A 25352-nucleotide genomic window follows, 5' to 3' on the forward strand; every position below is an offset into this window, starting at 1 on the left:
TATTGCGGACATCTATGTCCGATATGATGAGAACTCTAGCATAATTCTCCAATCGCGGAGACCGGCTTATGGTCAAGGCATGACAAACATGCACTTATTCGCCGCGTCCCCCGTCGACCCGCCCCAACCTCGTCGTCTGCCGCTCTCGGGCCTGCTCGCACTCGCCATGGCCGGCTTCATCACCATTCTGACCGAGGCGTTGCCCGCAGCTTTGCTGCCGCAGATCGGCGCGGGCCTTGCCGTGTCGGACGCACTGGTGGGCCAGATGGTGACGATCTACGCGATTGGATCGCTCATCGCCGCGATCCCGCTGACGGCGGCGACGCAAGGCATACGACGGCGGCGGTTACTCCTCGCTGCCATCGCCGGTTTCGCAATCGCCAATACAGTTACAGCCGTCTCCTCTAGCTATCTGCTGACGATGGTCGCACGATTTTGTGCCGGCGTTTCGGCCGGGTTGCTCTGGGCGTTGCTCGCAGGCTATGCGGCACGCATGGTGCCCGAGGCACTAAAGGGACGGGCTATCGCGGTGGCCATGGTGGGCACGCCGCTCGCGCTGTCGCTTGGCATTCCGGCCGGTACTTTTCTGGGCACCCTCCTCTGGTGGAGGGCGTGTTTTGGCCTCATCAGCGGCTTGACTCTGGTACTGGTTGTTTGGGTTATCGCGAAGGTGCCAGACTACGGAGGCCAGCCTATGGAGCGTCGCCGCGGGCTCGGCACGGTGTTTACTCTGCCCGGCGTGCGCCCGGTCCTGTTCGTCACCATTGCCTTCGTCCTCGCTCACAACATCCTGTACACCTATATCGCCCCGTTCTTGGTCGAGGCCGGCATGGCAGCGCGGACCGATCTTGTGCTTCTGGTCTTCGGCACGACAGCACTGGCAGCCATCTGGATCGTCGGTGTCCTGATTGACCGTCAACTGCGAAGCCTGTCGCTCGCCAGCATCGCTTTGTTCGGGCTTGCAGCGCTGGCGCTTGGGCTATGGGGTGAGAACCCAGCGGTTGTCTACGGTGCAATCGCGGTCTGGGGCCTCGCTTTTGGCGGAACTGCCACGCTGTTTCAGACCGCTCTTTCGAACATCGCAGGCGATGCTGCCGATGTTGCTCAATCCATGCTGGTCACCGCCTGGAACCTGGCAATCGCCGGTGGCGGTATCGTCGGCGGGTTGATCCTGCAGCAGAGTGGCGTTGGCGGCTTCGCCCCAGCCATTCTTATCCTCCTCGTCCCGGCATTCATCACAACACTTCTTGCACACCATCATGCCTTCCCACCGGCTGCCAATCCCTGATCCAAAGGAAATTCTCATGACATCCTCAAATTCTTCGATCGTATCGCGCCTGGACGCTGTGATAGACGGCGCGATTGCAGCCGAACGCATCGTCGGTGCTGTCGTCCTTGTCGCGCTCGACGGCAAAACAATATATTGCCGCGCAGCAGGGCTCGCCGACCGGGATGCCGGCACGGAGATGCGAACTGACGCTATCTTCCGACTGGCCTCCGTCTCGAAACTCTTCTCCGCTGCGGCTGCCCTAGCGCTGGTCAGTCGCGGGATACTGGATCTCGATCGACCAATCACGGAATGGCTACCGGCGTTCACGCCGACCTTCGAGGGACGACCGGCTCTTATCACCTTGCGTCATCTACTCAGTCACAGCGCAGGGCTCAGCTACGGCTTTTTTGAGCCGGAAGGCGGGCCTCTCGCCCAAGCAGGCGTGTCGGACGGTATGGACCGCTCCGACCTGACGCTTGCCGACAACATCCGGCGCCTTGCCGGCGTCCCCCTCTCCTTCGCTCCGGGGTCGGCATTCCGCTATTCGTTGGGGATAGATGTTGTGGGTGCGGTGATTGAGGCGGCAACAGGGCTCGCCTTGCCGGAATCCATCCGCAAGCTCGTCACCGAGCCGCTCCGTCTTAAGGATACCGGTTTTGCGCTTTCCGATCCATCCCGGGTTACGGCTGCATACGCGGACGCCACGCCACGTCCCCGCCGGATGCACGAACCGGACTGCTTGCCATTGCTCCCCGGTATGGCAAGCGTCATGATGGATCCATCACGGGTGTTTGATACCAAGGCTTTTCCTTCAGGCGGCGCCGGTATGGTCGGCACAGCGTTCGATGTGTTGCAGCTGATAGAAGCGTTACGGCAGGGCGGCGGTGATATGATGACTGCCGATCATGCCTCCGTGATGGCGCGTGACCAGATAGCCGGGATCGACATCGAGGGATCGCCGGGCTGGGGCTATGGTCTCGGTTTTTCGGTGCTGCGCGACAGCCAGGCCGCAGGCGTGGCCGAGCCGGCAGGCACCTGGCGCTGGGGCGGGGCCTACGGGCATAGCTGGTTCACTGACCCAAGCAACGGCCTGACAGTTGTGGCCCTGACCAATACCGCATTTGAAGGCATGTCTGGCGCCGGGCGGTTTTCTACCGATATCAGTCGGGCCATCTATGCAGCGATGGCGGAGGCGTCATGAGCGAGAAGTGAAATTAGCGATGCTATCCAACAATTCTAATCGAAGACTACGCCTTGAGGCGGGTTCAAACAGGCGCCCCTCTTTGCGACCATGCTATAACAACGATTTATCCGTCTCGCGCAGATAATCTCCCTTCACCGAAATATCATTCGTTCACACGATTAGCCAACAGCTTCATGAGATTCATTCATTCGTGAAGAACCGCCACGATTAGGGCGGGCGCATCCTGATGTTGACACCGTCCGGCGACTGAAGGCCGCGGGGAGATTAGAGCTGTATGCGTATCATCCTGAACATGATCCAGATTTTTGCCTTGGATTTCGCATAGGAGTCGCTCGTGAGAGACCCAGTTGGTTTATGCGGGAAGCTACAGCCGGATTGGTAACCCGGGACGGTCTCAGCGAACTTTGGAATACAGGAAAGCGTCCCTTGGTTCGTTCGACAAATTTGGATGGAAAAGATACCGCCGAAGCAACGCTTCCTGGGTCATACCAGCCTTTTCCATCACACGTGCTGAGGCCATGTTCATGACATCACAAGCTGCCTCGGTGCGATAGATCATCGGATGGGTAAGGGCATGCTCGATCGCCCATTTTACCACTTCAGTCGCAACGCCCTGTCCCCAGTGATCCTTCCGGACAAGCCAACCGTAGGAAACTCGCGGTCCCGCCAGTCGCGCGTCAATCCTTCCAACAAGTTCGCTCGGCACTTCGCGTCGGCAAATGACCGCTGGAAACGTGGAGCCACCTTCCCACTCCAGATAGGAGCGTTCCGCAGCTTCCTGCGTCTGGGAAAGGTCTGTGTGCGGACGCCAAGTGAGATATTTCGTCACTTCACGATCAGTTGCCCAACCAGCAAAGATTGCGTCGCCATCAGATGGTTGAACCCGCCTGACTAGAAACCGCTCTGTGAAGAATTCCTCCGGGAGGCGATACGCCAAGTCCATTCCATCGATCCTTGATCGCGCTCTTGCTAGCGCCATTGCAGCGTACCGCTTGGCGGCGCGACGTACATTATTTGCGGCCGATGCCATGCAACGTTTAGAGATTTCCCAAATTAGCCATGGAAATCAGTGCCTGAAATGGAATTCTGTGGTTTTTCTATCTAATGCCGCACTTTTCATCAATATCCTCCCAACCAAGGCGACATTGAATTGCAAAGTGACCGTGACCTGCCACTGAGAATTTCCTCCAGAATAAATTTGAGTCCGGCCCATTTTGAACCGCCCCAGGTTTCTGGACCAGCTGAGGCTAGAGTTTTCCGGCTTCGCAGAGCGGCCGCCCAGCGGTGGTGCAAGTGTCCACACCCCGCCAGACATCAGGCCGGTGTTGCCCGACCGAACAAACCGCACGGTGGCTCAACGCAGATTACCATTTGATGGTCATTTCTACATCGGATTTCAAATCACGTCGCTAGTGCAGCCACTCGCAACGATAGGCGATGACCGGCTCGGCAAATCCTTTCAGTCTGTATTGATTGCCATGGACGAGGACATCGGCGCTGCCATATTCCTGGAAGGTCTTGTCCGATATCAGGATCTGGTCGCTCTCGGCCGCGGCACAGAGCCTGGCTGCCAGTTGCACGGTCGCACCGAAGAAATCATTGCTGTCCTCGACCGGCTCACCACAATCCAGTCCAATGCGGATGTGAATTGGCTCACCGTTGCCGCTGTTGTAGCGATGGAACTCGCGCTGGATATCAATGGCGCAATCCACGGCAAACGGTACGGACGAGAATACAGCCATTATGCCATCGCCGGTGTGCTTGACCTCTCGCCCCGACCGTCGCCCGAGACAACCACGAACCAGGGCATCGTGTGCGCGGACGAGTTCCGCCGCCATACGATCGCCAAGGCGGGCCGTCATCTCGGTTGAACCGACAATATCAGTGAACAGGATCGCACGGTGGCCGGCATCCATATCTTTCGAGATGGTAGCAAGCGACAAGGGATCCTGTATTCGCCCGAGAAATGCTTCCACAGCGGACAGAGCGACTTCCACAACTTCACTGGCGACAAATCCGTGGGCTTCCCGATGTACGCACTGCGCAGTTTCAGCGTCTGGAGCATCGATAAGGCAAAAGGCCGTACCACGCCTTTCATCAAACCAGTAGGTCAGGAACCTGACGCCGTACTGCTCCTGAATGTTGAGATCTTTAAGATGTGCCGCGGCGATATCCGCCGCTGAAACTCCCGCAAGCTCGTGCCGGTCCATGAAGATAGGCATTGCTTCCTCCCGGGAGTATATCGTTGCCTGGTCTTCAAGCCAGTTTACGACTTCCCCGCGCTATCGTCCATCACTCTTACGGGTAACGCCAGTCAGGAGCGGACCACCGATAGAGCGATATTGGTTTGCGTGACAAATTCAGGGTATTCGGCTATATTACTTCGCCTACGAGCATTCACTGACGCGTAAATTTTCGGTCAGCCTTTGCCCGCCAACTCAATTAATTGGGGGGAATGAAATGACACAGCTCGACGAAACAAAACTGAATTCTTTTATTGGCAGAATACTGGGCGATCTAGGCGGAGCCTTCAGTGTTCCAACTGTTAGGATTGGCTTGAGACTGGGGCTGTTCGATACGTTGCACCGCGCCGGACCGCTAACATCCACAGGCCTTGCGGCAGCCTCCGGTAACCTGTTGGAGCGCTACGTCAGGGAGTGGGCGCTGGCACAGGCGGCAAACGGCTACATCGACTACGACAGCGGTTCCGGGATGTTTAGTCTCTCACCCGAGCAGGCGATGGTGTTCGTCAACGAGGACAGCCCCGTCTATCTCGAAGGGGCTTTCGATCTGGTCGCGGCGATGATCGAGGGAGAGCCCAAGGTTGAGCACAGCTTCCGGACCGGCGGCGGGGTGCGATGGGGTGACACTGCAGCTTGCCTGTTCTGCGCAACGGGCGCGTTCTTTCGGCCGGGATATGTGAACAATATTGTCCAATCGTGGCTGCCCGCCCTTCATGGCGTCGAGGACAAACTGGTGAAGGGCGCCCGGGTCGCCGATGTCGGCTGTGGCGTCGGCTTCTCGACAATTCTTATGGCCGAGGCGTACCCCAACGCCAGCTTCACAGGCTATGACTTCCACGAGCCATCCATAGAAGAGGCCAACAAGCATGCCCGAAGCCATGGGGTGGACGACCGGGTGAAATTCGTGGCGGCGACGGCCAAAGACATCAAGGATACGGATTTCGATCTCATCACCAGTTTCGACTGTCTGCATGATATGGGTGATCCGCGTGGGTGTGCGGGGCACATGTCTCGTATCCTCAAAAATGACGGCACCTGGATGATCGTTGAACCTATCTCGGGCGACCGCCCGGCGGACAATATGAATCCTGTCGGCCGCCTTTACTACAATGCATCAACCATGATTTGCGTGCCAACGTCACTTGACCAGGAGGTGGGTGAAGGATTGGGAGCTCAAGCTGGCGAAGCTAAGCTCTCAGAGGTCATTCGTTCGGGTGGCTTTTCCAGCGTCAGGCGAGCCTTCACCGGGCCTTTCAACATGGTTCTGGAAGCGCGGGTTTAGGAGTGTTTCGGGAGCGTTGCGCGCCAGCATTGTAGACCAGAGCATTTGCCAGTTCATAGTGCGGAACATGGCGACGAGATTTGGTGGCTATCAGCCGTTAGTGCTCGTGCGTCGTCGGCGAGGTTGCGGCGCTTTCCGATGAGGCGCTCGAACTCGCGTTACGTCATCAACACATGAGATGGCCTGCCGCGATGGGTGATCGTCACGGATCCCGCTTGGGCGGCTTTCTTTGCCTTGCTAACGTCAAGATCGACTTCACTGCAGGAAAAACGTGTCATGGTCATCGGAAACCTCTATGTAATCCGAAATCCGCAATGCGGAGGAGCCACCTCCCCTGCGGCATCCCAATCTGGCAAAATTTTATCATGAGGAGATCGCTGCTCTTCACGACCAGCTTGGCAACGAGGAGACGAGGGCACAGGCGGCCGACAAGCTTCGCACGCTGGTAAACCGCATTGATCTCGTGCCGATGGTGCGGAACTGGTGATCGTACTACGCGGCGATCTGACGCGATCCTGACGTTTGCTTCGGGCAAGAGGAAAACAGAGTTCCTCAACGAGAGGCGTCTTTCTCAAGATCGAGCGCGTCGCTTTCCTTGGTCACCTTCTGCGACCATTTCTTTTTCTTTTTCTTTTTCGCCTTTTTCACTGTTTCTCTCTCGGCGAATCATGATTTTCGGTATGGGTCATGGGTATGGTGACTGTCACGCCCACGACCTCCTCCGGAAACCCTGCTCTTCGAACGCTTGTCGTTATCTGCGGCGGGTTTCTTGATTTCCAAGGGTGCCTTCGCGTTTTCATGCGATGCACCCGGCCCGCCCTGACGGATGCTGGCCGGTATTTTTGTTGAAGTGAACATGTCTTCCTCCGGTCGCAACGGACGAGCCGCGCATTACTTCTCGTCGCGCGTTTTCATTGCGTCGGAAACACGCTTCTTACGTGGGTTTTTGACGTTCTCCCCAACAGCCTCCCGATCGTGCTCGGGATCGTCAAGGGGCTCCATGTAGCCGCTGGGGCGGGTTTCCTTCGGCCCCTCCCAACGGGGTGATTGGTCGGTGGTGCCGGGAGCGCCACCTCGTGGAGAATTATTGGTCATCATTGCCTCCGGTTAGGTTGCGAACCCACCCAACCTCTTTGCGGCGACGATGTTCCGCGAAGACAACAACACAGCAGGGCAACTTTTTTCGAAACAATTTCGCGTTGCCCCGGTTAGGCGCGAGAGAAAATTCAATCCGAGGGAACATGACGATGACGGACAAATCCGGCAAATCCGATCGCATCTCCAGAATGGCTTATGAGCAGCAGCAGGACTTTATCAGGCGCTCGTCACTGCAATTCCTGGAATGCGCTATTCATTTATGCGCGAACAATATGAGCATTTCCGAACTTGCCGCCCGGCTTGAGAAACAAGCCCAATATTTGCGACACTTCGGCTGAGGACAAGCCGCGGTGCGCCTACGGCGACCATGTCTTTCCTGAGGAACCAACATGCCAAGATTTTTCTTCACCGTGATCAGCGGCAAAAACATCCTCGATGATCCGGAAGGCAGCGATCTGCCGTCGCTCGACCGGGCGATCGAGGAGGCGCTCCAAGATGCCCGGGCGCTGATGAGCGAGGCAGTCCTGCAAGGGCGCGACATCTCGGAAGGATGCATCATCATCCGGAATAAACAGCAGGAAGTATTGAAAGTCGTCCGCTTCGCCGACGCGCTAGGCAGAAATGACTGATGGCGTTGCAACGTCCGTCCGCATACGAGTTATCAGTTTTTCATATTCTTTTTCCGGGACGCCGTAGGTCGTGTCGGCGACGTCTTCCAATATGCTTCGATTGACGATCCGGACGTTTCCTCGGCTGGCACGGATGGCATGAATGCCTTCGAGAACATGCAGCTCGTTGGTGATGCCCGGCCGCCGCACGCCAAGAACCGTGGAGAGGAACTCATGGGTGATCGGCAGATCATCGGTATCGAGCCGGTCATGACACATCAGCAGCCAGCGCGCGAGCCTTTCGCGCAGACTGTACTGCCCATTTGCCAGCACAAGCTGGCCCACCTGAAGCAGACATATATTAATATAGCCCAGCAAAAGCTCCCGCAGCCGCACGTCGTTCTCCATCTCCTGTCGCAGTTCGACGGCGGGGATCAGAAAGCCACGGCCGCCGACACCCATGACGGTTTCATCCGGCGTGGTTTCCGCGCCCAGAAGAGCGGGCCAGCCGGTGATCCCCTCCCGGCCGACGAGCACGGTTTCTATGCTTTTACCGCTACCGTTATGAACGACGGTGGATGCCAGACCGGTTTCGATGAAACAGAGATGGGAAACAGGCACGCCAGGCGCAACGAGCTGATACCCCGCCGGCAGATCGACGTGCTCCATTCGAGACGCGAGCCGTGAAATCCCGTCCATGCCCAGGGTTTTCAATAGCAGGTTATAAACAAAAAAATCAGATCCAAGCATAGCGGTTCGCCCGGTTCGCCCCTTGCTCGAAAACAACAATATGCCGCGGTCATATTAACAGCGGAAAATCGCATGAAAACAGTGAGTACGTTTCCGTACGAATTTGCAGGAGGGTCCCTTGCTGCATCGGGGAATGGCCGAATAGGCGAAATTCTTGCCGGGACGACTTAGCGAAAGCAATCCGCCGCATCCGCCTTCAATATCTGGAACAAGCTCTTCCAATCGTGGTTAGGGGCTGCCAAACAGGGAGGCTTGAACACCATGAAAAAGAACATCGAATACCAGATCACGGCGCATGAAAATGGATGGGCCGTCGTCATCTCTGATATCATAAGAGGCGTTTATCCCAGCCGACATCTCGCGCTCGCGGCAGCAAAGCTGCTGGAGAACGATATGCTGCGGACCGAAGAGGCGAGACGCTTCGCTCAAACCACCCATATGACGCTGACCGATACCGCAGCCCCCAATCGGGTGTCGCGGTCGCTTCAGGTAATGGTGGCGGTGCCCCATCAGGTGGATGTTCCCCTGCGACGCAGAAGTGCAGAAATCAGCGTTCCACCGTCGACTGATGGTCGCAATCTGGAGGCGGGTAAGGTCTAGGCGAAATGACGGGCCGGCGCCGGCTCACGCGGTGCGACCGGGATGCGTCGCGATTAAAAAATAGAGCGCAATGGCGGCCGCCAGCGCAAATATCACAAGCGTATAGACCATCATGGTTTTCCAAGTGCGTTTGCGGCCGCGAAAATCGCCGTCATGGGTGAAAAGTTTGAATCGAGCCTTTCACTTACCGGTGGGTTTATATCCTGCTCAAGCCTGATGCTTTCCCGTGGCGGATCAGCCTAGTAATTGTCTTTTGCCTGCATCCGATACCTCCTCATGGGCGCGCGGCATCCCACCCCCGCCCATCCGCAATTGTTCCGCCCCCGAAGCGGGACGACGGCGAGGAAAACCGTCGCAAGGGGTTTTCATCATCGGGACGAGATGCCCAACGCCGCGCCGGCCCTCTCGCGCTTATTTGATAAATTCGGACTACGGGGCGGCTGAAATCATCCTGCTCAGGCGTTATGGTAGGTGGAACGGCACACCCATGCAGTGGTATGCGAGGAGTAAAGCATGCGGACTGTCAAACGCCTCACCATCGCAATCATTGGCATGACTGATACCGTGACACCGGAAATCAGGATGGCTTGGTTTCATGCTCAGATTGGTCTCGAGGGACCGTATTCCGCAAGTTTCATAGAGAGTGAAGCCGCTCTGAAATTTACCGCCGCGATTATCGACGTTCGTTACGAGGCAAACATCCTGCTACGCCTCACCGAGCAGTTGGATGGCGAAGCCATTCCCTATCTTTTTTTCGTACCCGAAGCGGTCATCGATAGCGAGCCGGGACCTTTTGTCCTCTCCAGGCGTTCGGAAGACATTGAAAACATTGTTTCCGCCTTGATGGCGCAAGGAGGAGGCATCAGACATTAAAGGGAGGCACGTGTCATGCTGAAGCAACCCGATAGCCATGGCGAAGCGAATATTCTGCTTTCTCATTTACCTGATGACGTCCGGGTTGAGGTTGGAGACGCGTGCAGGCCCATCAAACTCGCACTGGGTGACATGTTGATACCCGCCGGCGGGGCCATCGAGGGTGTCTTCTTTCTGTTATCCGGCATAGCTTCGGTCGTTGTCGTCACCAAATCGGGGCGCAAAACCGAGGCGGGAGTTGTCGGCAAAGAGGGGTTCGTGCCGGCGGGAGCCGTAGCAGGCGCGGAAACGAACCTGACCGAGATCGTCATGCAGGCTCCGGGCGAAGCACTTTTCATGGATATCAGGTCGTTTGACGCGCTTATTTCAAAATATCGGGTATTCTTCGACATTCTCGTCTGCGCCCTCCACGTCTCAAGAACACAGATACAATTCACGGCATCTTCGAACGCCACCCAGTCCGTAACGGAGCGCCTCGCCCGCTGGCTCCTGATGTGCCACGACCGGGTGGAAAGCAATCAGCTGCAACTGACCCACGAATTCCTGTCAACCATGCTGGCAGTCAGACGCGCGAGCGTAACGGATGCTCTCCACGTGCTGGAAAGCCTTGGGTTCATTCGCTCCGAAAGGGGACGAATTACGATCAAGAACCGCGAGATGCTTGAGACCTATGCCGGCGATCTCTACGGCGTGCCCGAGGAGGAAAACAATCGAATGCTCGCCCGATTTATGCGCAAATACAGCTCTGATTCCGCGCTTGACGACCTGACTGCTGTTGCGAGCGAGGGCGTTCGCTAGGCCCGACGGCCGTTCTCAGTTGTCGTTGGTACGCTTGCGGACATTTACCTTTGGTCGTTTCTCTATAAGATAAATGCATCTTCCCTCATGCTGTGAAACGCCGAGCGCGTTTCAAGGAGGTGAAATGCAAACCAATCACGAATACCTGAGTGCTGGAATTTTTCTGAACGAAGACATCAATATCGTTAAGGCAGCCTACGAAAATGTCGTGTCTGCAGAACGCGATCCGGCTCTATGCCCTGCAGACGTCGCCCGCTACGTCCTGAAAATGTATGATCGCGGCGTCGTCGATCCGTCGAAACTCCAGCAATTGGCCGCTCTCTATTTCCGAACCAAATTGCGTGTCGGCTGACATCCAGGTCTGACGGGTGGCATCCTGTCACGATTTCAGCTTAGTTTTTCACCTCCGAGGTTTCCGATTATCCTGCATCTCGCCATGCGGGTGGGCAGAACGTTGCCGTGTTCCGACCGTCGATCGATCCGTGAAACGACACGATCACGATATGAAAGTCAGCCGGCGGACCGGGAACAAACCTGCGTAGGCACGGTTCGGGTTGCTCCAAGGAACTCATACCGAACGAGGTTATCAAATGACCCGGAAAACTCTCCCTATTCCAGAAGACAACCGGAGCCACCAGGGCCCCGGTGACAATGGCCGCCTGAGCACGGAAGACGCCTCATCTGCCCAGGAACAGAAAGCTTCGACCCAGACGGGCCGGCAGGCAAACATAAAGATTAACTCGACCCATCAAGGGCACCGGCAGGACAGGTAATGCCCGCCTGTTCCCGGCAGGCGGCTTGGTTGTCACCAACCTGTTTCCGGGCTCCTCGCAATCTAAGATCAATGCGGTTCCTGGAGGCGCCAAATGCGGATTCTTGCCGTGACGGCCGAAATGTTTCCATTCGTCAAAACCGGCGGATTGGCCGATGCGGCAGGTGCTCTGCCGGAGGCGCTGGCGAGACAGGGGGCGGATGTTCGTACATTGCTGCCTTTGTACCGCAGGCTCACGCCACTTATCCGCGGAAAGGAGCCATGTCTGAGTGCAACTGTTCTTGAGCAGCCGGTATCGGTTTATCCCGTTATCTCAGACGGTCAACAACTGCTGCTTCTGGAAGCGTCGGACCTGTTCGACAGGGACGGCCATCCCTATGGCATAAAAGGCGAGCCTTTTTCCGACAACGATCTGCGCTTTGCGGTCCTTTCCAAGGTTGCAGCGAAAATCGCAGTCGGTGCGATTGACGGCTGGAAGCCCGATCTCGTTCACGCGCATGATTGGCACGCGGCCTTAAGCTGCGTCTACCTCGCCGAGGCAACGCCGCAGGTGCCCTCCGTCCTTACCCTTCACAATCTCTCGTTTCAGGGACAATATCCACTGGAGCGGGCGGGCGTTCTCGGATTGCCGCCCCACCTCTGCACGGTGGATTGCCTCGAATATTATGGCGACATGTCGTTTTTGAAGGGTGGCCTGACGACCGCATCGGCCGTGACGACGGTAAGCCCCACTTATGCAAGAGAAATCCTCACACCGGAAATGGGAATGGGAATGCAGGGCGTTCTTGCTAAGCGGCGCGAGAACCTGCGCGGCATCGTCAACGGCGTCGATCAGGACGTCTGGAATCCGGCGACGGACCCTTACATTCTCGCCAATTTCACGGCTGCCACGGCTACGAGACGGAGCATCAACAAATATGCCTTGCTCCAGGCCCTTGGTCTTGCCCCTACCCAGGGCCCGGTCTTCGGCGTGGTCAGTCGCCTGACCTGGCAAAAGGGGATCGATCTCCTCCCTCACGTCGTACCCCTTATAATTGAAAGGAAAGGCAGGCTGATCATTCACGGAGAGGGGGATACGACACTGGAAGACAGCTTGCAGGCGCTGGCAAAGCGTTATCCGGAGCTGGTCTGCGCCCATATCGGCTATGACGAACGGCTGGCGCACATGATCCAGGCCGGCTCGGATTTCATCATCCAGCCTTCGCGGTTCGAACCATGCGGGCTGACGCAGCTCTACGCGCTGCGATATGGCGCGCTGCCCATCGTCAGCCGCACGGGCGGGCTGGCGGAAACCATTATCGACGCCAATGACGCGGCCATTGAAGCGGGCGTGGCGACAGGCTTTCAATTCGAGCCGGCGAATACAGACGATCTGTGCGCAGCACTGGACCGCGCCATTAACGCCTATAATGACCGGGAACTTTTCCGGCGGCTTCAGGGGCAGGCCATGCAGGCTAATTTTTCCTGGGACAAGAGTGCCGCACAATATATGGCGCTTTTCGAGAGCCTTGTTGGCAACAGCAAGCGCAAAAAGAATGCGGTCGCCGACTTCAGACCCGAGACTTTTGCAAAGATAAGAGCTGACAGGCGGCAGGCGGGAACCCCAGGATCACCAACAGGTTAGGCCACTGGCAACAGGAGGCTCTGGTGATGAATGCAGCGAATTATCGCAAATGGGGTGTGCAGCGCAATCAATCCGGCGACACGGATTTCAGCATCTGGGCACCCGCCTCGGCAACGGTGAAACTGTGGCTGAACGACGCGGAATTCGACATGCAAACGGCCGGGAACGGCTGGCATAACGCCACAAAACCCACCTCCGCCGGCGATCGCTACGGCTTCATACTGGATGACGGGACAAGGGTTGCGGATCCCGCTTCCAACCAGCAGGACGAAGGCCCGCTCGGCCCCTCCCTTATCGTCAACCATGACTTCCACTGGAAAAACCCCGACTGGAAAGGCCGGCCGTGGCTCGAAGCGGTCGTCTATGAGCTTCATGTCGGAACTTTTACAAAAGAAGGAACATTTGCGGCCGCAGGGGAGAAGCTCGAATATCTCGCAGGCATCGGTGTGACGGTTGTCGAACTCATGCCGCTTGCTACCTTCTCGGGCAGTCGCGGCTGGGGTTATGACGGCGTTCTGCAGTTCGCGCCCCAGCGAGATTATGGAACGCCCGAAGACCTCAAGGCCTTTATCGATAAGGCCCACGCCCACGGCATCATGGTGCTGCTGGATGTCGTCTATAACCACTTCGGCACCACGGGGAACGCAATTGAGGCGTTTGCTCCCACATTCTTCAAGCCGGGCGGGACGCCGTGGGGACCCGCGCCGGACTTCAACCGCGCCGAGGTGCGGTCGCTCTTTCTCCAGAACGCGCTCTACTGGCTAGAGACATATCGGTTTGACGGGCTGCGGATCGATGCCGCCGACCATCTCGCCGGCGGCGACGGAGACGTCGATTTTCTGATCGAGATGGCGGGGCACGTGAAACGGGCGATAACGAGCAGGCATGTCCATATCGTTACGGAAGACGCGCGAAATGCAGCCTCACCCATGACACCTTCGTCTGATGGCCTCGTCGGTGTCGATGCCGAATGGAACGACGACTTTCACCACGTTATTCATGTTGCCACCACGCATGAGGACGGCGGCATTTACGAGGATTTCGCCAACCAGCCCTATGACGGTCTTCGCCGCTCGCTCGCAACCGGCTTTGTCTATCAGGGCCACCCGCGGCCTTCTCATAATTTTGCCGGAAGCGGTGAACCCAGCGGCCATCTCCCGCCCCACCGGTTCGTAAACTTTCTGCATAACCACGATCAGGCCGGTAACCGCCTGCGCGGGGAGCGGCTGCGTTCCCTGATACAACCTCCCCTTTTCGATACGCTTGAGACGATCCTCCTCCTCGCCCCGCAGACGCCGCTGATGTTCATGGGCGACGACCATGGTTCGCCCAACCCGTTCTTCTTTTTTTCCGACCACCCTGAAAACGACCGGGAGCAGGAGATCAAGAATCGGCTGAAACAGGCGGAAAGCTTCCAGGGCGAATTACCTCCCGAGGCCCCAGAGGTGGTGCTGGATCCGAATGATCTGCACACGATGCAAATCTCGACCCTGAAGTGGGATGAGGCGGAAACGACCGAGGGGAAGCTGGCAAGGGAAAGGATGAAGGCATTGCTTGAGAAACGGCGCCGGTACATCTGGCCGCTCCTGTGCTCGGATTTCGAGAGGGGAGTTTCCCTTGACTGCGAAACCCAGTGTCTGGCGATCGACTGGTATTTCAGCGCGGGACGGCTGGAAATGCGCGCCAACCTTTCGCCAAACCTCACCAGTCTTCCGACTGTGCAGGGGGAAACCTTTTTCCGGCACGGTAGTATCGAGGGCACGAGCTATGACGATTATGCCCTGCAATTTGCGATCGGTGACCGCTGACAGGAGCAAAGAAACAAAACGGCCGCGGCAATGTCTTGCGCGAGCGGTTCAACTCACCGAAAGATGATTTCCGGCGATCCGCCGGAAAGGCGCTCTCGAGTGTGAGAAATTACACTTTAGTCAAGATTGCGCCGAAGCGATTCCCTTGCCCTGTTCACCCGGCTTTTGATGGTGCCCACCCGGCAGCCGCAAATGGCCGCGGCATCGGAGTAACTCGTCCCTCCGGCGACAAGCAGAAGAGCTTTTTTCTGATCCTTGTCGAGATCCCGTATAGCCCGCATGACTTCCTGATGCTGCACACGCCATTCCTGGCTGGCAGGGGTAGACATGGTCTGCTCGATACCAACGGGCAAGCCTACACATTCGCGTTTAGACACCTTGTAGCGGGTACAGAACGTGTTGCGCAAAATGGTGAAGAGCCACGATTTCAAAGCCGTGCCGGGCGTAAAACCGTGCAGGGACCGCAGTCCTCGCAACATCGTCTCTTGAACGAGATCGTCGACATCCTCTTCATTCCTGACGAAGCGGCGGGCAAAAGCCGTCAAGGCCGGCGCCAGATCTGCAATACCGATACGCAACACCTCCAGCTGCGAATCATTTAATGTGTTTCCGGAAACTCCACTCACAGCGTGCTTGGCCATTTTCCCATCCTTTCACCATGGGCAAATGGCTCGGCAGACGCTTGGTTGCTGTACGCCAACGTACAATAGCGAAATCCGCGACGATCCAAAGGTCTCATTGAGAACACCCGGACCGCGTCTACGCTCGCGTCCCGACAACGTGGCTTCAGGCACTTTTCGCACTGCCGGGTGATTGTTTCCGATGCCGCTGTTCAATCATGCGTTCCGCGTTTTCTCTCGTCTGTTCCCTGTCTTTGCGGCTTTCATCGCTATTGCCAGCACGGGCGTCATCCGTACCGGGCTCTGGCTTGGCGTCATCGTCTGGTAGGCTCATCGCTTCATCTCCGCTTGTGGTTTCCAAAATGAGGGACCCGCTATCCCCGCAGTTTTCTAACCATGCAGCCTGAAGGATGTTCCGGCGTGATGAAGGCCTGAGGGAACACTGTCGCCGGAAAATGGTTTGGGAGGTATCAAGGAGGATGTCATGAACAAGGACGACAAGCTCAAGCAGATCCATAAGGACAGCGAGCCGCAATTTGCGCGCGGCAAAAAAACCTCTGATAACAACGGCGTCGCGAGCGCGAAGCCAAGGGTTATCACCGGCTCGGACGACGCAACCGCCAACAAGCTGCCGCCCGGGGTCAAAAAACCCGAAAAAGACTGGGATTTGAACTACGATGAACGGGACACCAACGAGGGCGATTTCAGGGGTTAATCCGATCGACAATCGCAATTTTCACCGTGCCAGGTCCTCGATCAGAAGTTCGATGGATTGTGGCTCGGCGCCCTCTCGTGTCTGCACCGTCAATACGCTGCCGGTGTTCAGAACGCCCTCAAGCACGGTACGCTCGCCCACAATGATCTTGATGACCTTCGGGGTCGCAGCCTCGATATTCAGGCTGTTGCTTGTTTCGTGATCGACTCTCTGGGTCACGGCTGGACCTCCGTTGCTGGGAAGATTGGTGGCCTAACTGCGCTCGGCCAGGCTTGTCCCCTTTATTCCGTTGCTGTGATGATGAATAGTGACGCTGGCTCACGACAATCTTACGGACCGCCGAGCGGATTGCGACGGAAGAGTACCGAGGAGTGTCGCCGTATCGCAGACCTGCAGCTGCGTCGAATAACGGCCGGAGAGCAGCTTTAACGCTGCGTCGTGTGTCGCATCCCTTCCGCTGCAAAGCGCGTCCTCTACCAGAATGACATGGAAACCTTGGTCTATCGCACCCAGAACGGTGGCGAGAACGCAGACATCCGTTTCTCCGCCTGTTATCACAATCGTCGATACATGCTCTTTCCGCAGGATTTCGCCGAGACCCCCATGTTGCCACGGCGAATAGACGCTTTTGCGGAAGATACGGGCGGGTGGGATATAGCGCGATAGGGAGGGGATTACCTCGATGAGTTCGGGAGGCAGGGACTGCTGCGTCATCATCGGCCATTTTTCATAATAGGCGAGCCACGCACCGGGAGCCTCTTCTACGGTTTTAGGCGGTATAAAACAGGTGAAGATACAGCGGGCGGCATCCGCCCGAACCACGGCCTCCACCTCCTCGCTGATGCGGTCCATCCATTCGACATGCCATGGCGTATCCTCGGCGAAAACGCGCTGCATATCGACGCACAGGTGCCGCCAGTCTCCCTCGTCTGAAAATTTGACCATGCCTCCTCCCTACCCGCCGGTCTCGCTGTGAGGAGCGGCAACCGGCTTCGATTCCGGCGAACCGCGAAAGCGCAGGAAGATGGAAAGAACGACGAGGACCGCAGTCGACAGAAACTCCGATTGCCAGTTCTGAAACGATTCAAACCAGAATTCTACACTTCCCAAATGCGCAAACAGCGTCGTCTCGGGCTCGCCGTGCATGGCGGCTTCCAACGCCGCCGTGTCGGCACTGTATTTCAGATGCAGGACAAAACTGACGATAAAAAGGAAGGACAGCGCCAGACCCAGGGAATAGGAATAAATGGCACGGATAAATCCTCCAAGTTTTACCGGCCAGGGCGCCTTGGGATCATCTTCTTTTTGGGCAGGGTCTTCATCCTGCGGGGCAGTCTTGTCAGGATCCTTGGACTCCGACGAGCCTCTTTGAAAAAGAAATGCGGTCAGCATCACGTAAGCCGACATCTGGAGGAATTCGCTCTCCCAGTTTTCGAACAAAGCGGAGAGAAAATGACCGCTCTTTGCATAGGAAAAAAACGTGAGAGGCATGGCGTGATGTTGCGCCAGCTCCTCATTGTAAACCGCCCAACCGGTCGCCAGCATACCACCGATCGTCAATACGGAAGTCAGGACAAGGACAATCGCCAATCCATTGTCGCGAAACAGCCTCATGGTTCAGCCTCGCATGAAAGAGACAACTACGAAATCGAAGGTGCCGCCGGTTTGAGCGGCACCTCCCAGGTGACGGACCGCTTACGCCGCCTTGGATTTGGCCTTCACGTTTGCGCTGGCCTGGGCAAGCGACGAGAGCGCCGTGTCCGTCGCGCTTTCTTCGCCCAGCGTCTGTTCGAACAGTTTGGCCGCTTCCTTCATGCCGAGTTCAACCGCCCACGTCTTCAATGTGCCGTAGCGGGTGATCTCGTAATGCTCCACGGCCTGCGCCGAAGAAATGAGCCCAGCATCAAGCGCGGACGAGCCTTTGAATTCCTCCATGATTTCCTCGCCTTCCGCGATGATGCCCTGGATCGCCTCACAGGTCTTGCCGCGCGCCGGCTTGCCGAGCAGTTCAAAGACATTCTGCAAACGCTCCACATGGACCTCTGTCTCGTCCCTGTGTTTTTCGAATGCCGCCTTCAAGTCCGGCGATTGCGCAGCGCGCGCCATCTTCGGAAGCGCCTTGAGAATCTGGCGCTCGGCAAAATAAATGTCCTTCACCGTATCGAGGAAAAGGTCTTCCAATGTCTTCTCAGCCATTTTTAGTCTCCTGTTGCTTTGGTTGGTGAGTGGGAAATCAGATGTTCGTCATTGCTCATTAACGGAATCGGAGGCCTTGCCGAGTTTCACCGACGGCTCGCGCGCCCACACCCGCAATTTGCCGAGTTCGGACACGAAGGCCGCCAGTCCCTCCTCGCCTGACAAGGGCAGCACCCCCTCATCCATGGCGTCCGCAATTCCCGCTTTTTTCAGAAGCGGCAGCGCCGACTGGTCGTAACCGATGAATTTGCAGTGCTGGAACGCGTCGGCGACGAAATCCCGCGCGGTTGCTTCCTTGATCAGTTCATCGACGGCCGTAGCCGATGTCAGCAGCGCCACCGCATCGAAAAGCACTGAAGGACCGCCATCGATCATGTGATGTGCCTCGATGAAGGTTCCGTCCGACGCCGTCACGCCGCCAACCTTTGGCGCGATCAACTCGAAGACGGCTTTTTCGGCTGTTACCGCCTTGGTCAGCCCCTTCAGCAGTTTTGCATCTACACCGTCGGTGATGAGAATACCGAGCTTGCGACCCTCGAACCGTTTGGGCCCACGCTGAACAATACTGAGCGCCGGCGAAGGCTCAAGATCCTGACGGGTCGGCATGGCGGCATCCGCGGGCTTGGGCATGGCTTGCAGGCCGAGCTTCTGCGCTACCGTCGCAGCCAGCGTTTCATCGATATTGAGAAGATGCGCGACCATCCTCTCACGAATGACTGGCGTTTCCACCTTGCTGAGTTCGAAGGTGAGCGCCGATGCGATATGGCGTTGTTCAGGCGGCGTTTGGCTAATGTAGAACTGGCGCGCCTGGCTGTAATGATCGGCAAAACTTTCCGGCCGCAGCCTCGCCTTGGGTCCCTGCTCTTCAGCGGGGAAATGCTGGAAACCACGCATCGGCGATTCCCTTGGACCCTCTCCGAAGGAATTCGGCTGATAATTGGCCCGTCCGGCCGGGTTGCGCACCGCCATATGGCCGTCCTGCTGGAAATGCGCGAAAGGACACTTAGGCGCATTGATCGGCAGATGTGTGAAGTTTGGCCCGCCGAGACGCTTCAACTGCGTATCGAGATAGGAAAAATTCCTGCCCTGCAGCAGCGGATCATTGCTGAAATCGATGCCCGGCGGAACGTTCTGCGTCATGAACGCCACCTGTTCGGTCTCGGCAAAAAAGTTGTCCGGCATACGATCAAGGACGAGCCGGCCGACCGGTTTGGGCGCCAATATCTCCTCGGGGATGATCTTGGTGGGATCAAGGACGTCAAAATCGAAACTGTCGGCGAAGTCCTGGTCGAAAAGCTGCACCTGCAACTCCCACTCCGGGAAATTGCCGGACTGGATCGCAGTCCAGAGATCACGCCGATGGAAATCGGGATCGGCACCGTTGATCTTGACCGCTTCGTTCCACGCCACCGATTGCAATCCAAGTTTCGGCTTCCAGTGAAACTTCACGAAGCTCGATTCTCCCTTCGCATTGATGAGGCGGAAGGTGTGTACGCCGAACCCCTCCATAAACCGGAAGGAACGCGGAATAGTCCGGTCCGACATGATCCACATGACCATGTTCATGCTTTCGGGCGTCAGGCTGATGAAATCCCAGAAGGTGTCATGCGCCGTTTGCGCCTGCGGAAAGGCGCGGTCGGGCTCCTGCTTGGCGGCATGAATGAGGTCCGGAAACTTGATTGCGTCCTGAATGAAGAAGACGGGAATGTTGTTGCCGACGAGATCCCAATTTCCTTCCTTGGTGTAGAGCTTCACGGCAAAGCCGCGCACATCCCGCGCGAGATCGGCCGAGCCCTTGTTGCCGGCCACTGTCGAGAATCGCACGAAGGCGGGCGTCTTTTCACCGGCCCTCTGAAACAGGTCAGCCTTGGTGTGGGCGGCAAGGGAGTCATAGGTCTCGAAATAGCCATGCGCGCCGTAACCGCGGGCATGAACCACGCGTTCTGGAATTCGCTCGTGATCGAAATGGAAAATCTTCTCGCGGAAATGAAAATCATCCACGAGAAGCGGCCCGCGAGGACCGACCCGAAGGGAATTCTGGTCGTCCGCAACCGGCCCGCCCTGCGCGGTCGTCAGCACGGGCTCATCGCCAGTGGCAATCTGGTGCAGCTCGCCTCCTTCTCCCCGAACAAGCTTCTGGTCGTGGATGGTAACGGATGATGAGGTGGAATCTGGTTTTTTGGCCATGTTAACTCCTGCAAGGCGTTGACCAGGGACCATGGCGGAACCAGGCCCCTGGAGGACGGACGTTCTCGTCAAATTGTCGAGCGGCGATAGCGGCTACGTTCCTGTTCAATGTCTTCCGCTGCGTAGGGTCTCGATGTCTCGTCGAAACGCGTCCAGCCTTGTTCGCGATAAGCGGCGCGGCGTTCGGCAGGATCAACCCAGCCTTGCCGCTTCAGCACGGCCTCGGCCTCCGGCACCAGATTGTCTTCCACACGGGCGGTTACCAGTGTGCCGCCCCTGCGCACCCCTTCCGCGTAGAGATTGGCATCCTCTTCGGAAACACCCGAGCGGGTCATAGCTCCGATCAGCCCGCCGGCCGCACCGCCGGCAACAGCGCCGCCGGCTGCTCCGACTGCCGTTGCGGCAAGCCAACCGGCTGCAACCACCGGCCCCACTCCCGGGATCGCCATCAACCCAAGTCCCGCCAGCAGACCCCCAGCGCCGCCAACAAGCGCGCCGATGCCAGCACCCGCGCCGGCGCCCTCAGCAGCATTGGAATCGGAATCCTCTCCATGTCGCCTGTCGGCGTTGCTGGCCACAACGCTGATATCGCTTGACGGCACGCCCGCTCGCTCCAGTTCGGAAACGGCAGCGCTCGCATCATCATAGTCATCGAAAAGTCCGGTTACGGTTCTCATGTCATTTCTCCCAAATCCTGCGCGCCTCACTTGGCGACGACGTTGCCCTGATAATCGAGCGCGATGGCGACGGTCTTGCCGCCCTTCATGCCCGATGCCATCCACACGCCCTTGTCATCCTTCGTCAGATTCTTGACCTGGGTGTAACCGGCATCTTCAATCCTCTGTCTGGCCTGCGCCTCAGTGAAGCTATTGGCGCCCTCCACCGGGGCCGTAGGGTTACTGGCGCCCGGCGTGGCGACAGCAGGCGTATCGCCTCCGGGATTGGCGGTCGGCGTCTGCTGGGCGAAAGCCGACAGCGCGCCGCTCCCCAGAAGCAACGCAACGAAAACAGTCTTCTTCATTGGGATTTTCCTCCGCTTGCATTATGGCTCTCCAGCCTCCCTCTCGGGACTTCCCCCGAGATGGGAAACCCCTTTCAGGGCCGGCATGGACATCTCCCGAACAAACCGACATGCGGAGAGTTCCGAAAAATAATGATCGACGAGGAGAATCTCGTTTCGAAAATTCGGAGCGGATCATGGAGGGCTCGATAGCATACGACCCGCGTAGCCGTTCGAGGGCGTAAGGCCTGCGACACGAACCGGTAAAATGGATATCAGTCCTCGCTGCCCGGATATTGGCTGTTCTTCAGGAGTCCCGCCAAGTGCACCGTGTTGCGCACAAGGATGCTGATCATGGTTTTAACGGCATCAGGAGTCTCATCGAGATCGACGAAATTCTTCGATCCCATCGCCTCCCCTAGCCAATAGGCAACCGCATTTGCCGGGATTGTGAAGCCAACATCATTCAGAGCCTGGAAAAGTTCCGCAGAAACATGGTGAGCCCCATCCTCATTCCCGACGACTGCCACCGCGGCAACCTTGCCGCAGGAAACCATACGCCCCCGCTCGTCCGTTTCCTCCAGAAATGCATCCATGCGCTCCAGCGCTCGCTTGCACACGCTCGAAGGCTGTCCGAGCCATATCGGTGTCCCAAACAAAAGAATATCGGCAGCAAGAATCTTCTCGCGGATAGCCGGCCAGGCATCCCCCTCGCCTTCGTCTGACGTAACCCCGGCCTTGACGTCATGATCAGCGAGCCAAATCATTTCGCTTTGAACATCGTGATCGCCGAGCTCTTGAAGGATCAGGGCCAGAACTCTTTCTGTCGATGACGGCTCTGCCGATGTGGAGGACTTGAGTGTGGCATTCAACGCAAGGGCCTTGAGAGACATGATAATTCCTTCTGTCAGCGGGCTTTGCCGCGTTTGGTCTTCGGTGACGATGTCACGGCGATGACAAGCGATGGCCGCCGCCGCCATCTGACAAACCGCCCGACCTAACGCCGGGAAAGTAATCGCGCCATGGCATGATGCGGCGGCGGCTTTTCACCTTCAGAGCCGTTTTCCTTTTCCAGCCGAGCGCGGATGTCCTCAATTTCTGCTTCCGTGAGGTGCTCGATCCCGATGAAATCCGCCCGCGCCTCCTCCACAGCTCGAAGCAATTCGTCTAGTTTTGCTTCCATCGCCGCAGAATCCCGGTTCTGCGAGTTCTGCACGAGGAAAATCATGAGAAAGGTGACAATGGTCGTGCCCGTGTTGATGACCAGTTGCCAGACCTCAGAAAACCCGAACAGCGGCCCGCTTATTCCCCAGACGATGACTGTGCCAAGCGCGGCGACAAAAGCTGTCGGCGAACCGGAAAAAGACGCTATGCGGCTCGCTAATTGAGTGAAAAACCTGTCCATGGCGCTGCACCACATGGCTGACACCGACACTGACGCAGAACACACCTGCCGTATCACCCGCGATCTACGGACCGGCAATGCGTGCTGCGTTCCGTTGCCCCCAAACAAAGAACACGCGCGATGGTTCCGGAACGCGGCGAGTTGGAAGCGAGCAGCACCATGCTTTAAGTACGAAGCAAGACGACGTTCACCCGCTGCCAGCCATCTCAAAAGTACAGCACCAGAACGCCATTTCTTCGGGCCAATGTGTAGATGGCAAAATTACCCTCTTCAGGACGAGGACCACCCACGAACACCGACCCGGTTTTGCGGGCACAGCTACTGCGAGCCAGCTCTTTCTTCAGCCGCCTGTTCTCCTCGGTCACCTCGTCGCCCTTGGCGTTCGATGCCCCAAACCTCTTCTTCCATTCGTCGTATAGTGAGAGCCGGGCAACGCCGGGACGTTGAGAAACCTCGCAACCGGATAGCCTTCGCGCGTGGTCTGGTGCACGTCTCGCATACGCAGCACGATTATCTGGAGATGCTTCGTGCCGGCGAGTTGGACAGGGATCAGAAACGCAAAATGCTCCTCGACGCTTGCGCGGAGGAGCATTTTGCTAAGCGATTTGAATGGTTAAACATTCAAGTTTGAATTGGTTGCGGGGGCAGGATTTGAACCTGCGGCCTTCAGGTTATGAGCCTGACGAGCTACCGGGCTGCTCCACCCCGCGTTACCAGCGTAAATCCCTATTGGATTTATCGCGACCAGCGTAAATCCCTATTGGATTTATCGCGACTGCATCACAGGGACGCTGTGATGTATAGTTCCGGAGCAAATTGCCGAAGGCGATTTGTCTCCTTTAAGGGACGCACCCTCATTGGGTGACCGATTTGTTTTGGCACATTGTGCGCTGGATTATTATAGCATAAAGGCCGCTTCAGCGGCCTTTTGATTAGGGCTTGAAGCCCTTTTTGTGAGTGAGAAGATATTTGTTGCGTTTTGCAGACCTGGCAGCGACCTACTCTCCCGCGTCTTGAGACGGAGTACCATTGGCGCTGGGGCGTTTCACGGCCGTGTTCGGAATGGGAACGGGTGCAGCCGCCCCGCGATAACCACCAGGTCGGCAAAACGCAACACAGTTCATGTTTTCACATGAGTGTTGTTTCGAGAAGCTGGGAAGCTTGCGCTTCATTTAATTTAACACGTCTTTCTGCGACCCATCCCGTATGTTTGCCATACAGACCAGAGGTCGTCGCGCCCTGTGGCGCGGCCCGTCCGGAGCGCTATGCGCGTCAGGACAGAACAGATGATGCTCATCTTTGATGAGCATGAACAATGGGAACGAAGAAGTCGATCGAGCTATTAGTAACGGTAAGCTTCACATGTTGCCATGCTTCCACACCCGTCCTATCAACGTGGTCGTCTTCCACGGCTCTGATAGGGAACACTCGTTTTCAGGTTGGTTTCCCGCTTAGATGCCTTCAGCGGTTATCCATTCCGTATATAGCTACTCTGCTATGCCCTTGGCAGGACAACAGATCCACCAGAGATACGTCCATCCCGGTCCTCTCGTACTAGGGACAGATCCTGTCAATATTCCTACACCCACGGCAGATAGGGACCGAACTGTCTCACGACGTTCTGAACCCAACTCACGTACCGCTTTAAATGGCGAACAGCCATACCCTTGGGACCTGCTCCAGCCCCAGGATGCGATGAGTCGACATCGAGGTGCCAAACAACCCCGTCGATATGGACTCTTGGGGGTCATCAGCCTGTTATCCCCGGCGTACCTTTTATCCGTTGAGCGATGGCCCTTCCACACGGGACCACCGGATCACTATGACCGACTTTCGTCTCTGCTCGACTTGTCAGTCTCGCAGTCAGGCGGGCTTATGCCATTGCACTCGACGACCGATTTCCGACCGGTCTGAGCCCACCATCGCGCGCCTCCGTTACTCTTTCGGAGGCGACCGCCCCAGTCAAACTACCCACCATACACTGTCCCGGATCCGGATAACGGACCGCGGTTAGACATCCACGAAGATAAGGGTGGTATTTCAAGGATGGCTCCACAAGAACTGGCGTCCCTGCTTCAAAGCCTACCACCTATCCTACACATGCCTTGGCGAATGCCAGTGTAAAGCTATAGTAAAGGTGCACGGGGTCTTTCCGTCTGACCGCAGGAACCCCGCATCTTCACGGGGAATTCAATTTCACTGAGTCTATGTTGGAGACAGCGGGGAAGTCGTTACGCCATTCGTGCAGGTCGGAACTTACCCGACAAGGAATTTCGCTACCTTAGGACCGTTATAGTTA

General features: G+C 57.1%; 29 protein-coding genes, 1 tRNA gene, 2 rRNA genes and 1 pseudogene (1 of these 33 only partly in view). 13 read left to right on the forward strand and 20 right to left on the reverse strand.

Features of this window, described 5'->3' with window-relative positions; all coding sequences use genetic code 11:
* Positions 1-79: 79 nt before the first annotated feature.
* Positions 80-1288, forward strand: coding sequence for an MFS transporter (locus tag ACZ5A6_RS19245; protein WP_464111286.1), 1209 nt, complete (start codon positions 80-82; stop codon positions 1286-1288).
* A 16-nt stretch (positions 1289-1304) separates the two neighbouring features.
* Positions 1305-2471 carry a serine hydrolase domain-containing protein gene (locus ACZ5A6_RS19250; RefSeq protein WP_013762452.1) on the forward strand — a complete coding sequence of 389 codons (1167 nt, stop codon included), beginning with the start codon at positions 1305-1307 and terminating at the stop codon, positions 2469-2471.
* 397 nt (positions 2472-2868) lie between these two features.
* Here ACZ5A6_RS19250 and ACZ5A6_RS19255 read toward each other — a convergent pair whose 3' ends face one another.
* Both ACZ5A6_RS19255 and ACZ5A6_RS19260 read right to left on the reverse strand, forming a co-directional pair.
* The gene (locus tag ACZ5A6_RS19255; protein ID WP_464111287.1) at positions 2869-3504 is read right to left on the reverse strand and encodes a GNAT family N-acetyltransferase; all 636 of its coding nucleotides are present in this window, start codon (positions 3502-3504) and stop codon (positions 2869-2871) included.
* A 379-nt stretch (positions 3505-3883) separates the two neighbouring features.
* Positions 3884-4696, reverse strand: a complete 813-nt coding sequence (locus ACZ5A6_RS19260) for a nickel-binding protein (protein WP_013762450.1) — start codon at positions 4694-4696, stop codon at positions 3884-3886.
* 238 nt (positions 4697-4934) lie between these two features.
* On the opposite strand from ACZ5A6_RS19260, the gene ACZ5A6_RS19265 reads away from it, so the two are divergent.
* Positions 4935-5999, forward strand: a complete 1065-nt coding sequence (locus ACZ5A6_RS19265) for a class I SAM-dependent methyltransferase (protein WP_019567392.1) — start codon at positions 4935-4937, stop codon at positions 5997-5999.
* Positions 6000-6160: 161 nt separating this feature from the next.
* On the opposite strand, the pseudogene ACZ5A6_RS19270 reads toward ACZ5A6_RS19265, so the two are convergent.
* The 4 genes and pseudogenes from ACZ5A6_RS19270 to ACZ5A6_RS19285 form a co-directional block, all read right to left on the reverse strand.
* A pseudogene (locus ACZ5A6_RS19270) lies at positions 6161-6283 on the reverse strand (type II toxin-antitoxin system Phd/YefM family antitoxin); the annotation flags it as partial.
* Positions 6284-6551: 268 nt separating this feature from the next.
* A complete protein-coding gene (locus ACZ5A6_RS19275; protein ID WP_013762446.1) occupies positions 6552-6647 on the reverse strand; it encodes a DUF3175 domain-containing protein in 96 nt (31 codons plus the stop codon).
* A gap of 18 nt (positions 6648-6665) precedes the next feature.
* Complete coding sequence (locus ACZ5A6_RS19280) at positions 6666-6857, reverse strand: hypothetical protein (RefSeq protein ID WP_013762445.1); 192 nt, start codon at positions 6855-6857, stop codon at positions 6666-6668.
* Between the two features lie 33 nt (positions 6858-6890).
* Positions 6891-7094 (reverse strand): hypothetical protein, encoded by a 204-nt coding sequence (locus tag ACZ5A6_RS19285; protein WP_026331086.1) that lies wholly within the window; start codon positions 7092-7094, stop codon positions 6891-6893.
* Between the two features lie 152 nt (positions 7095-7246).
* On the opposite strand from ACZ5A6_RS19285, the gene ACZ5A6_RS19290 reads away from it, so the two are divergent.
* Together ACZ5A6_RS19290 and ACZ5A6_RS19295 are read left to right on the forward strand one after the other, a co-directional pair.
* A complete protein-coding gene (locus ACZ5A6_RS19290; RefSeq protein WP_025594784.1) occupies positions 7247-7435 on the forward strand; it encodes a hypothetical protein in 189 nt (62 codons plus the stop codon).
* Positions 7436-7486: 51 nt separating this feature from the next.
* Positions 7487-7726, forward strand: a complete 240-nt coding sequence (locus tag ACZ5A6_RS19295; RefSeq protein WP_006315847.1) for a DUF6894 family protein — start codon at positions 7487-7489, stop codon at positions 7724-7726.
* Here the strand turns inward: ACZ5A6_RS19295 and ACZ5A6_RS19300 are convergent.
* The gene (locus ACZ5A6_RS19300) at positions 7709-8455 is read right to left on the reverse strand and encodes a Crp/Fnr family transcriptional regulator (RefSeq protein ID WP_019567396.1); all 747 of its coding nucleotides are present in this window, start codon (positions 8453-8455) and stop codon (positions 7709-7711) included. The two genes, ACZ5A6_RS19295 and ACZ5A6_RS19300, sit on opposite strands and share 18 nt — an antisense overlap.
* A 261-nt stretch (positions 8456-8716) precedes the next feature.
* Between ACZ5A6_RS19300 and ACZ5A6_RS19305 the strand changes: the two genes are divergently transcribed.
* The 6 genes from ACZ5A6_RS19305 to treZ all read left to right on the forward strand — a co-directional run bounded on the left by ACZ5A6_RS19305 (position 8717) and on the right by treZ (position 14930).
* The gene (locus tag ACZ5A6_RS19305) at positions 8717-9055 is read left to right on the forward strand and encodes a hypothetical protein (protein ID WP_019567397.1); all 339 of its coding nucleotides are present in this window, start codon (positions 8717-8719) and stop codon (positions 9053-9055) included.
* A gap of 513 nt (positions 9056-9568) precedes the next feature.
* A complete protein-coding gene (locus tag ACZ5A6_RS19310) occupies positions 9569-9928 on the forward strand; it encodes a hypothetical protein (protein WP_019567398.1) in 360 nt (119 codons plus the stop codon).
* Positions 9929-9943: 15 nt separating this feature from the next.
* On the forward strand, positions 9944-10726 hold the full coding sequence (locus ACZ5A6_RS19315) for a Crp/Fnr family transcriptional regulator (RefSeq protein WP_013762439.1): 783 nt from the start codon (positions 9944-9946) through the stop codon (positions 10724-10726).
* A 124-nt stretch (positions 10727-10850) separates the two neighbouring features.
* Complete coding sequence (locus ACZ5A6_RS19320) at positions 10851-11078, forward strand: hypothetical protein (RefSeq protein ID WP_003518990.1); 228 nt, start codon at positions 10851-10853, stop codon at positions 11076-11078.
* 514 nt (positions 11079-11592) lie between these two features.
* Positions 11593-13122 carry a glycogen synthase GlgA gene (gene glgA / locus ACZ5A6_RS19325; RefSeq protein WP_111788346.1) on the forward strand — a complete coding sequence of 510 codons (1530 nt, stop codon included), beginning with the start codon at positions 11593-11595 and terminating at the stop codon, positions 13120-13122.
* Between the two features lie 26 nt (positions 13123-13148).
* A complete protein-coding gene (gene treZ / locus ACZ5A6_RS19330) occupies positions 13149-14930 on the forward strand; it encodes a malto-oligosyltrehalose trehalohydrolase (protein WP_464111288.1) in 1782 nt (593 codons plus the stop codon).
* A gap of 116 nt (positions 14931-15046) precedes the next feature.
* On the opposite strand, the gene ACZ5A6_RS19335 is transcribed toward treZ, so the two are convergent.
* Positions 15047-15571, reverse strand: a complete 525-nt coding sequence (locus ACZ5A6_RS19335; RefSeq protein ID WP_013762435.1) for a sigma-70 family RNA polymerase sigma factor — start codon at positions 15569-15571, stop codon at positions 15047-15049.
* Positions 15572-15752: 181 nt separating this feature from the next.
* On the opposite strand from ACZ5A6_RS19335, the gene ACZ5A6_RS19340 reads away from it, so the two are divergent.
* Both ACZ5A6_RS19340 and ACZ5A6_RS19345 read left to right on the forward strand, forming a co-directional pair.
* The gene (locus tag ACZ5A6_RS19340; RefSeq protein ID WP_019567401.1) at positions 15753-15878 is read left to right on the forward strand and encodes a hypothetical protein; all 126 of its coding nucleotides are present in this window, start codon (positions 15753-15755) and stop codon (positions 15876-15878) included.
* A 156-nt stretch (positions 15879-16034) separates the two neighbouring features.
* A complete protein-coding gene (locus tag ACZ5A6_RS19345; RefSeq protein WP_013762433.1) occupies positions 16035-16265 on the forward strand; it encodes a hypothetical protein in 231 nt (76 codons plus the stop codon).
* Between the two features lie 21 nt (positions 16266-16286).
* On the opposite strand, the gene ACZ5A6_RS19350 is transcribed toward ACZ5A6_RS19345, so the two are convergent.
* The 12 genes from ACZ5A6_RS19350 to ACZ5A6_RS19405 form a co-directional block, all read right to left on the reverse strand.
* The gene (locus ACZ5A6_RS19350) at positions 16287-16484 is read right to left on the reverse strand and encodes a hypothetical protein (RefSeq protein WP_003519000.1); all 198 of its coding nucleotides are present in this window, start codon (positions 16482-16484) and stop codon (positions 16287-16289) included.
* Between the two features lie 99 nt (positions 16485-16583).
* On the reverse strand, positions 16584-17210 hold the full coding sequence (locus ACZ5A6_RS19355) for a cysteine hydrolase family protein (protein ID WP_464111289.1): 627 nt from the start codon (positions 17208-17210) through the stop codon (positions 16584-16586).
* Between the two features lie 9 nt (positions 17211-17219).
* Positions 17220-17879: a DUF6766 family protein gene (locus ACZ5A6_RS19360; protein WP_013762431.1), complete on the reverse strand. Its 660-nt coding sequence runs from the start codon at positions 17877-17879 to the stop codon at positions 17220-17222.
* Positions 17880-17960: 81 nt separating this feature from the next.
* The gene (locus ACZ5A6_RS19365) at positions 17961-18461 is read right to left on the reverse strand and encodes a YciE/YciF ferroxidase family protein (RefSeq protein WP_013762430.1); all 501 of its coding nucleotides are present in this window, start codon (positions 18459-18461) and stop codon (positions 17961-17963) included.
* A 48-nt stretch (positions 18462-18509) separates the two neighbouring features.
* A complete protein-coding gene (katE, locus tag ACZ5A6_RS19370) occupies positions 18510-20648 on the reverse strand; it encodes a catalase (RefSeq protein ID WP_111788350.1) in 2139 nt (712 codons plus the stop codon).
* A gap of 68 nt (positions 20649-20716) precedes the next feature.
* Positions 20717-21325, reverse strand: a complete 609-nt coding sequence (locus tag ACZ5A6_RS19375; RefSeq protein ID WP_111800629.1) for a general stress protein — start codon at positions 21323-21325, stop codon at positions 20717-20719.
* A 26-nt stretch (positions 21326-21351) separates the two neighbouring features.
* Complete coding sequence (locus tag ACZ5A6_RS19380) at positions 21352-21669, reverse strand: PepSY domain-containing protein (protein WP_003519019.1); 318 nt, start codon at positions 21667-21669, stop codon at positions 21352-21354.
* Positions 21670-21923: 254 nt separating this feature from the next.
* Entirely contained in the window at positions 21924-22541 is a 618-nt protein-coding gene (locus ACZ5A6_RS19385; RefSeq protein WP_111800634.1) for a flavodoxin family protein, read from the reverse strand.
* Between the two features lie 104 nt (positions 22542-22645).
* Positions 22646-23053: a low affinity iron permease family protein gene (locus ACZ5A6_RS19390; protein WP_080814635.1), complete on the reverse strand. Its 408-nt coding sequence runs from the start codon at positions 23051-23053 to the stop codon at positions 22646-22648.
* A gap of 633 nt (positions 23054-23686) precedes the next feature.
* Positions 23687-23763 (reverse strand) — tRNA-Met (locus ACZ5A6_RS19395).
* Between the two features lie 275 nt (positions 23764-24038).
* Positions 24039-24153: ribosomal RNA gene (rrf, locus tag ACZ5A6_RS19400) — 5S ribosomal RNA — on the reverse strand.
* 221 nt (positions 24154-24374) lie between these two features.
* Positions 24375-25352: ribosomal RNA gene (locus tag ACZ5A6_RS19405) — 23S ribosomal RNA — on the reverse strand; it runs 1829 nt beyond the window's last position.

This window comes from Agrobacterium sp. 6Ca8 (genome assembly GCF_055382765.1).

What these genes read in the sequence shown, in the direction of transcription:
- ACZ5A6_RS19345 (WP_013762433.1), top strand. Translation starts at nt 16,035, where the DNA reads ATGAACAAGGACGACAAGCTCAAGCAGATCCATAAGGACAGCGAGCCG.
- katE (WP_111788350.1), bottom strand. Translation starts at nt 20,648, where the DNA reads ATGGCCAAAAAACCAGATTCCACCTCATCATCCGTTACCATCCACGAC.
- glgA (WP_111788346.1), top strand. Translation starts at nt 11,593, where the DNA reads ATGCGGATTCTTGCCGTGACGGCCGAAATGTTTCCATTCGTCAAAACC.
- ACZ5A6_RS19305 (WP_019567397.1), top strand. Translation starts at nt 8,717, where the DNA reads ATGAAAAAGAACATCGAATACCAGATCACGGCGCATGAAAATGGATGG.
- ACZ5A6_RS19265 (WP_019567392.1), top strand. Translation starts at nt 4,935, where the DNA reads ATGACACAGCTCGACGAAACAAAACTGAATTCTTTTATTGGCAGAATA.
- ACZ5A6_RS19390 (WP_080814635.1), bottom strand. Translation starts at nt 23,053, where the DNA reads ATGGACAGGTTTTTCACTCAATTAGCGAGCCGCATAGCGTCTTTTTCC.
- ACZ5A6_RS19320 (WP_003518990.1), top strand. Translation starts at nt 10,851, where the DNA reads ATGCAAACCAATCACGAATACCTGAGTGCTGGAATTTTTCTGAACGAA.
- ACZ5A6_RS19385 (WP_111800634.1), bottom strand. Translation starts at nt 22,541, where the DNA reads ATGTCTCTCAAGGCCCTTGCGTTGAATGCCACACTCAAGTCCTCCACA.
- ACZ5A6_RS19315 (WP_013762439.1), top strand. Translation starts at nt 9,944, where the DNA reads ATGCTGAAGCAACCCGATAGCCATGGCGAAGCGAATATTCTGCTTTCT.
- ACZ5A6_RS19335 (WP_013762435.1), bottom strand. Translation starts at nt 15,571, where the DNA reads ATGGCCAAGCACGCTGTGAGTGGAGTTTCCGGAAACACATTAAATGAT.
- ACZ5A6_RS19250 (WP_013762452.1), top strand. Translation starts at nt 1,305, where the DNA reads ATGACATCCTCAAATTCTTCGATCGTATCGCGCCTGGACGCTGTGATA.
- ACZ5A6_RS19300 (WP_019567396.1), bottom strand. Translation starts at nt 8,455, where the DNA reads ATGCTTGGATCTGATTTTTTTGTTTATAACCTGCTATTGAAAACCCTG.
- ACZ5A6_RS19340 (WP_019567401.1), top strand. Translation starts at nt 15,753, where the DNA reads ATGCCGCTGTTCAATCATGCGTTCCGCGTTTTCTCTCGTCTGTTCCCT.
- ACZ5A6_RS19260 (WP_013762450.1), bottom strand. Translation starts at nt 4,696, where the DNA reads ATGCCTATCTTCATGGACCGGCACGAGCTTGCGGGAGTTTCAGCGGCG.
- ACZ5A6_RS19360 (WP_013762431.1), bottom strand. Translation starts at nt 17,879, where the DNA reads ATGAGGCTGTTTCGCGACAATGGATTGGCGATTGTCCTTGTCCTGACT.
- ACZ5A6_RS19245 (WP_464111286.1), top strand. Translation starts at nt 80, where the DNA reads ATGACAAACATGCACTTATTCGCCGCGTCCCCCGTCGACCCGCCCCAA.
- ACZ5A6_RS19295 (WP_006315847.1), top strand. Translation starts at nt 7,487, where the DNA reads ATGCCAAGATTTTTCTTCACCGTGATCAGCGGCAAAAACATCCTCGAT.
- treZ (WP_464111288.1), top strand. Translation starts at nt 13,149, where the DNA reads ATGAATGCAGCGAATTATCGCAAATGGGGTGTGCAGCGCAATCAATCC.
- ACZ5A6_RS19255 (WP_464111287.1), bottom strand. Translation starts at nt 3,504, where the DNA reads ATGGCATCGGCCGCAAATAATGTACGTCGCGCCGCCAAGCGGTACGCT.
- ACZ5A6_RS19355 (WP_464111289.1), bottom strand. Translation starts at nt 17,210, where the DNA reads ATGGTCAAATTTTCAGACGAGGGAGACTGGCGGCACCTGTGCGTCGAT.
- ACZ5A6_RS19375 (WP_111800629.1), bottom strand. Translation starts at nt 21,325, where the DNA reads ATGAGAACCGTAACCGGACTTTTCGATGACTATGATGATGCGAGCGCT.
- ACZ5A6_RS19380 (WP_003519019.1), bottom strand. Translation starts at nt 21,669, where the DNA reads ATGAAGAAGACTGTTTTCGTTGCGTTGCTTCTGGGGAGCGGCGCGCTG.
- ACZ5A6_RS19365 (WP_013762430.1), bottom strand. Translation starts at nt 18,461, where the DNA reads ATGGCTGAGAAGACATTGGAAGACCTTTTCCTCGATACGGTGAAGGAC.
- ACZ5A6_RS19310 (WP_019567398.1), top strand. Translation starts at nt 9,569, where the DNA reads ATGCGGACTGTCAAACGCCTCACCATCGCAATCATTGGCATGACTGAT.
- ACZ5A6_RS19290 (WP_025594784.1), top strand. Translation starts at nt 7,247, where the DNA reads ATGACGGACAAATCCGGCAAATCCGATCGCATCTCCAGAATGGCTTAT.
- ACZ5A6_RS19285 (WP_026331086.1), bottom strand. Translation starts at nt 7,094, where the DNA reads ATGACCAATAATTCTCCACGAGGTGGCGCTCCCGGCACCACCGACCAA.
- ACZ5A6_RS19280 (WP_013762445.1), bottom strand. Translation starts at nt 6,857, where the DNA reads ATGTTCACTTCAACAAAAATACCGGCCAGCATCCGTCAGGGCGGGCCG.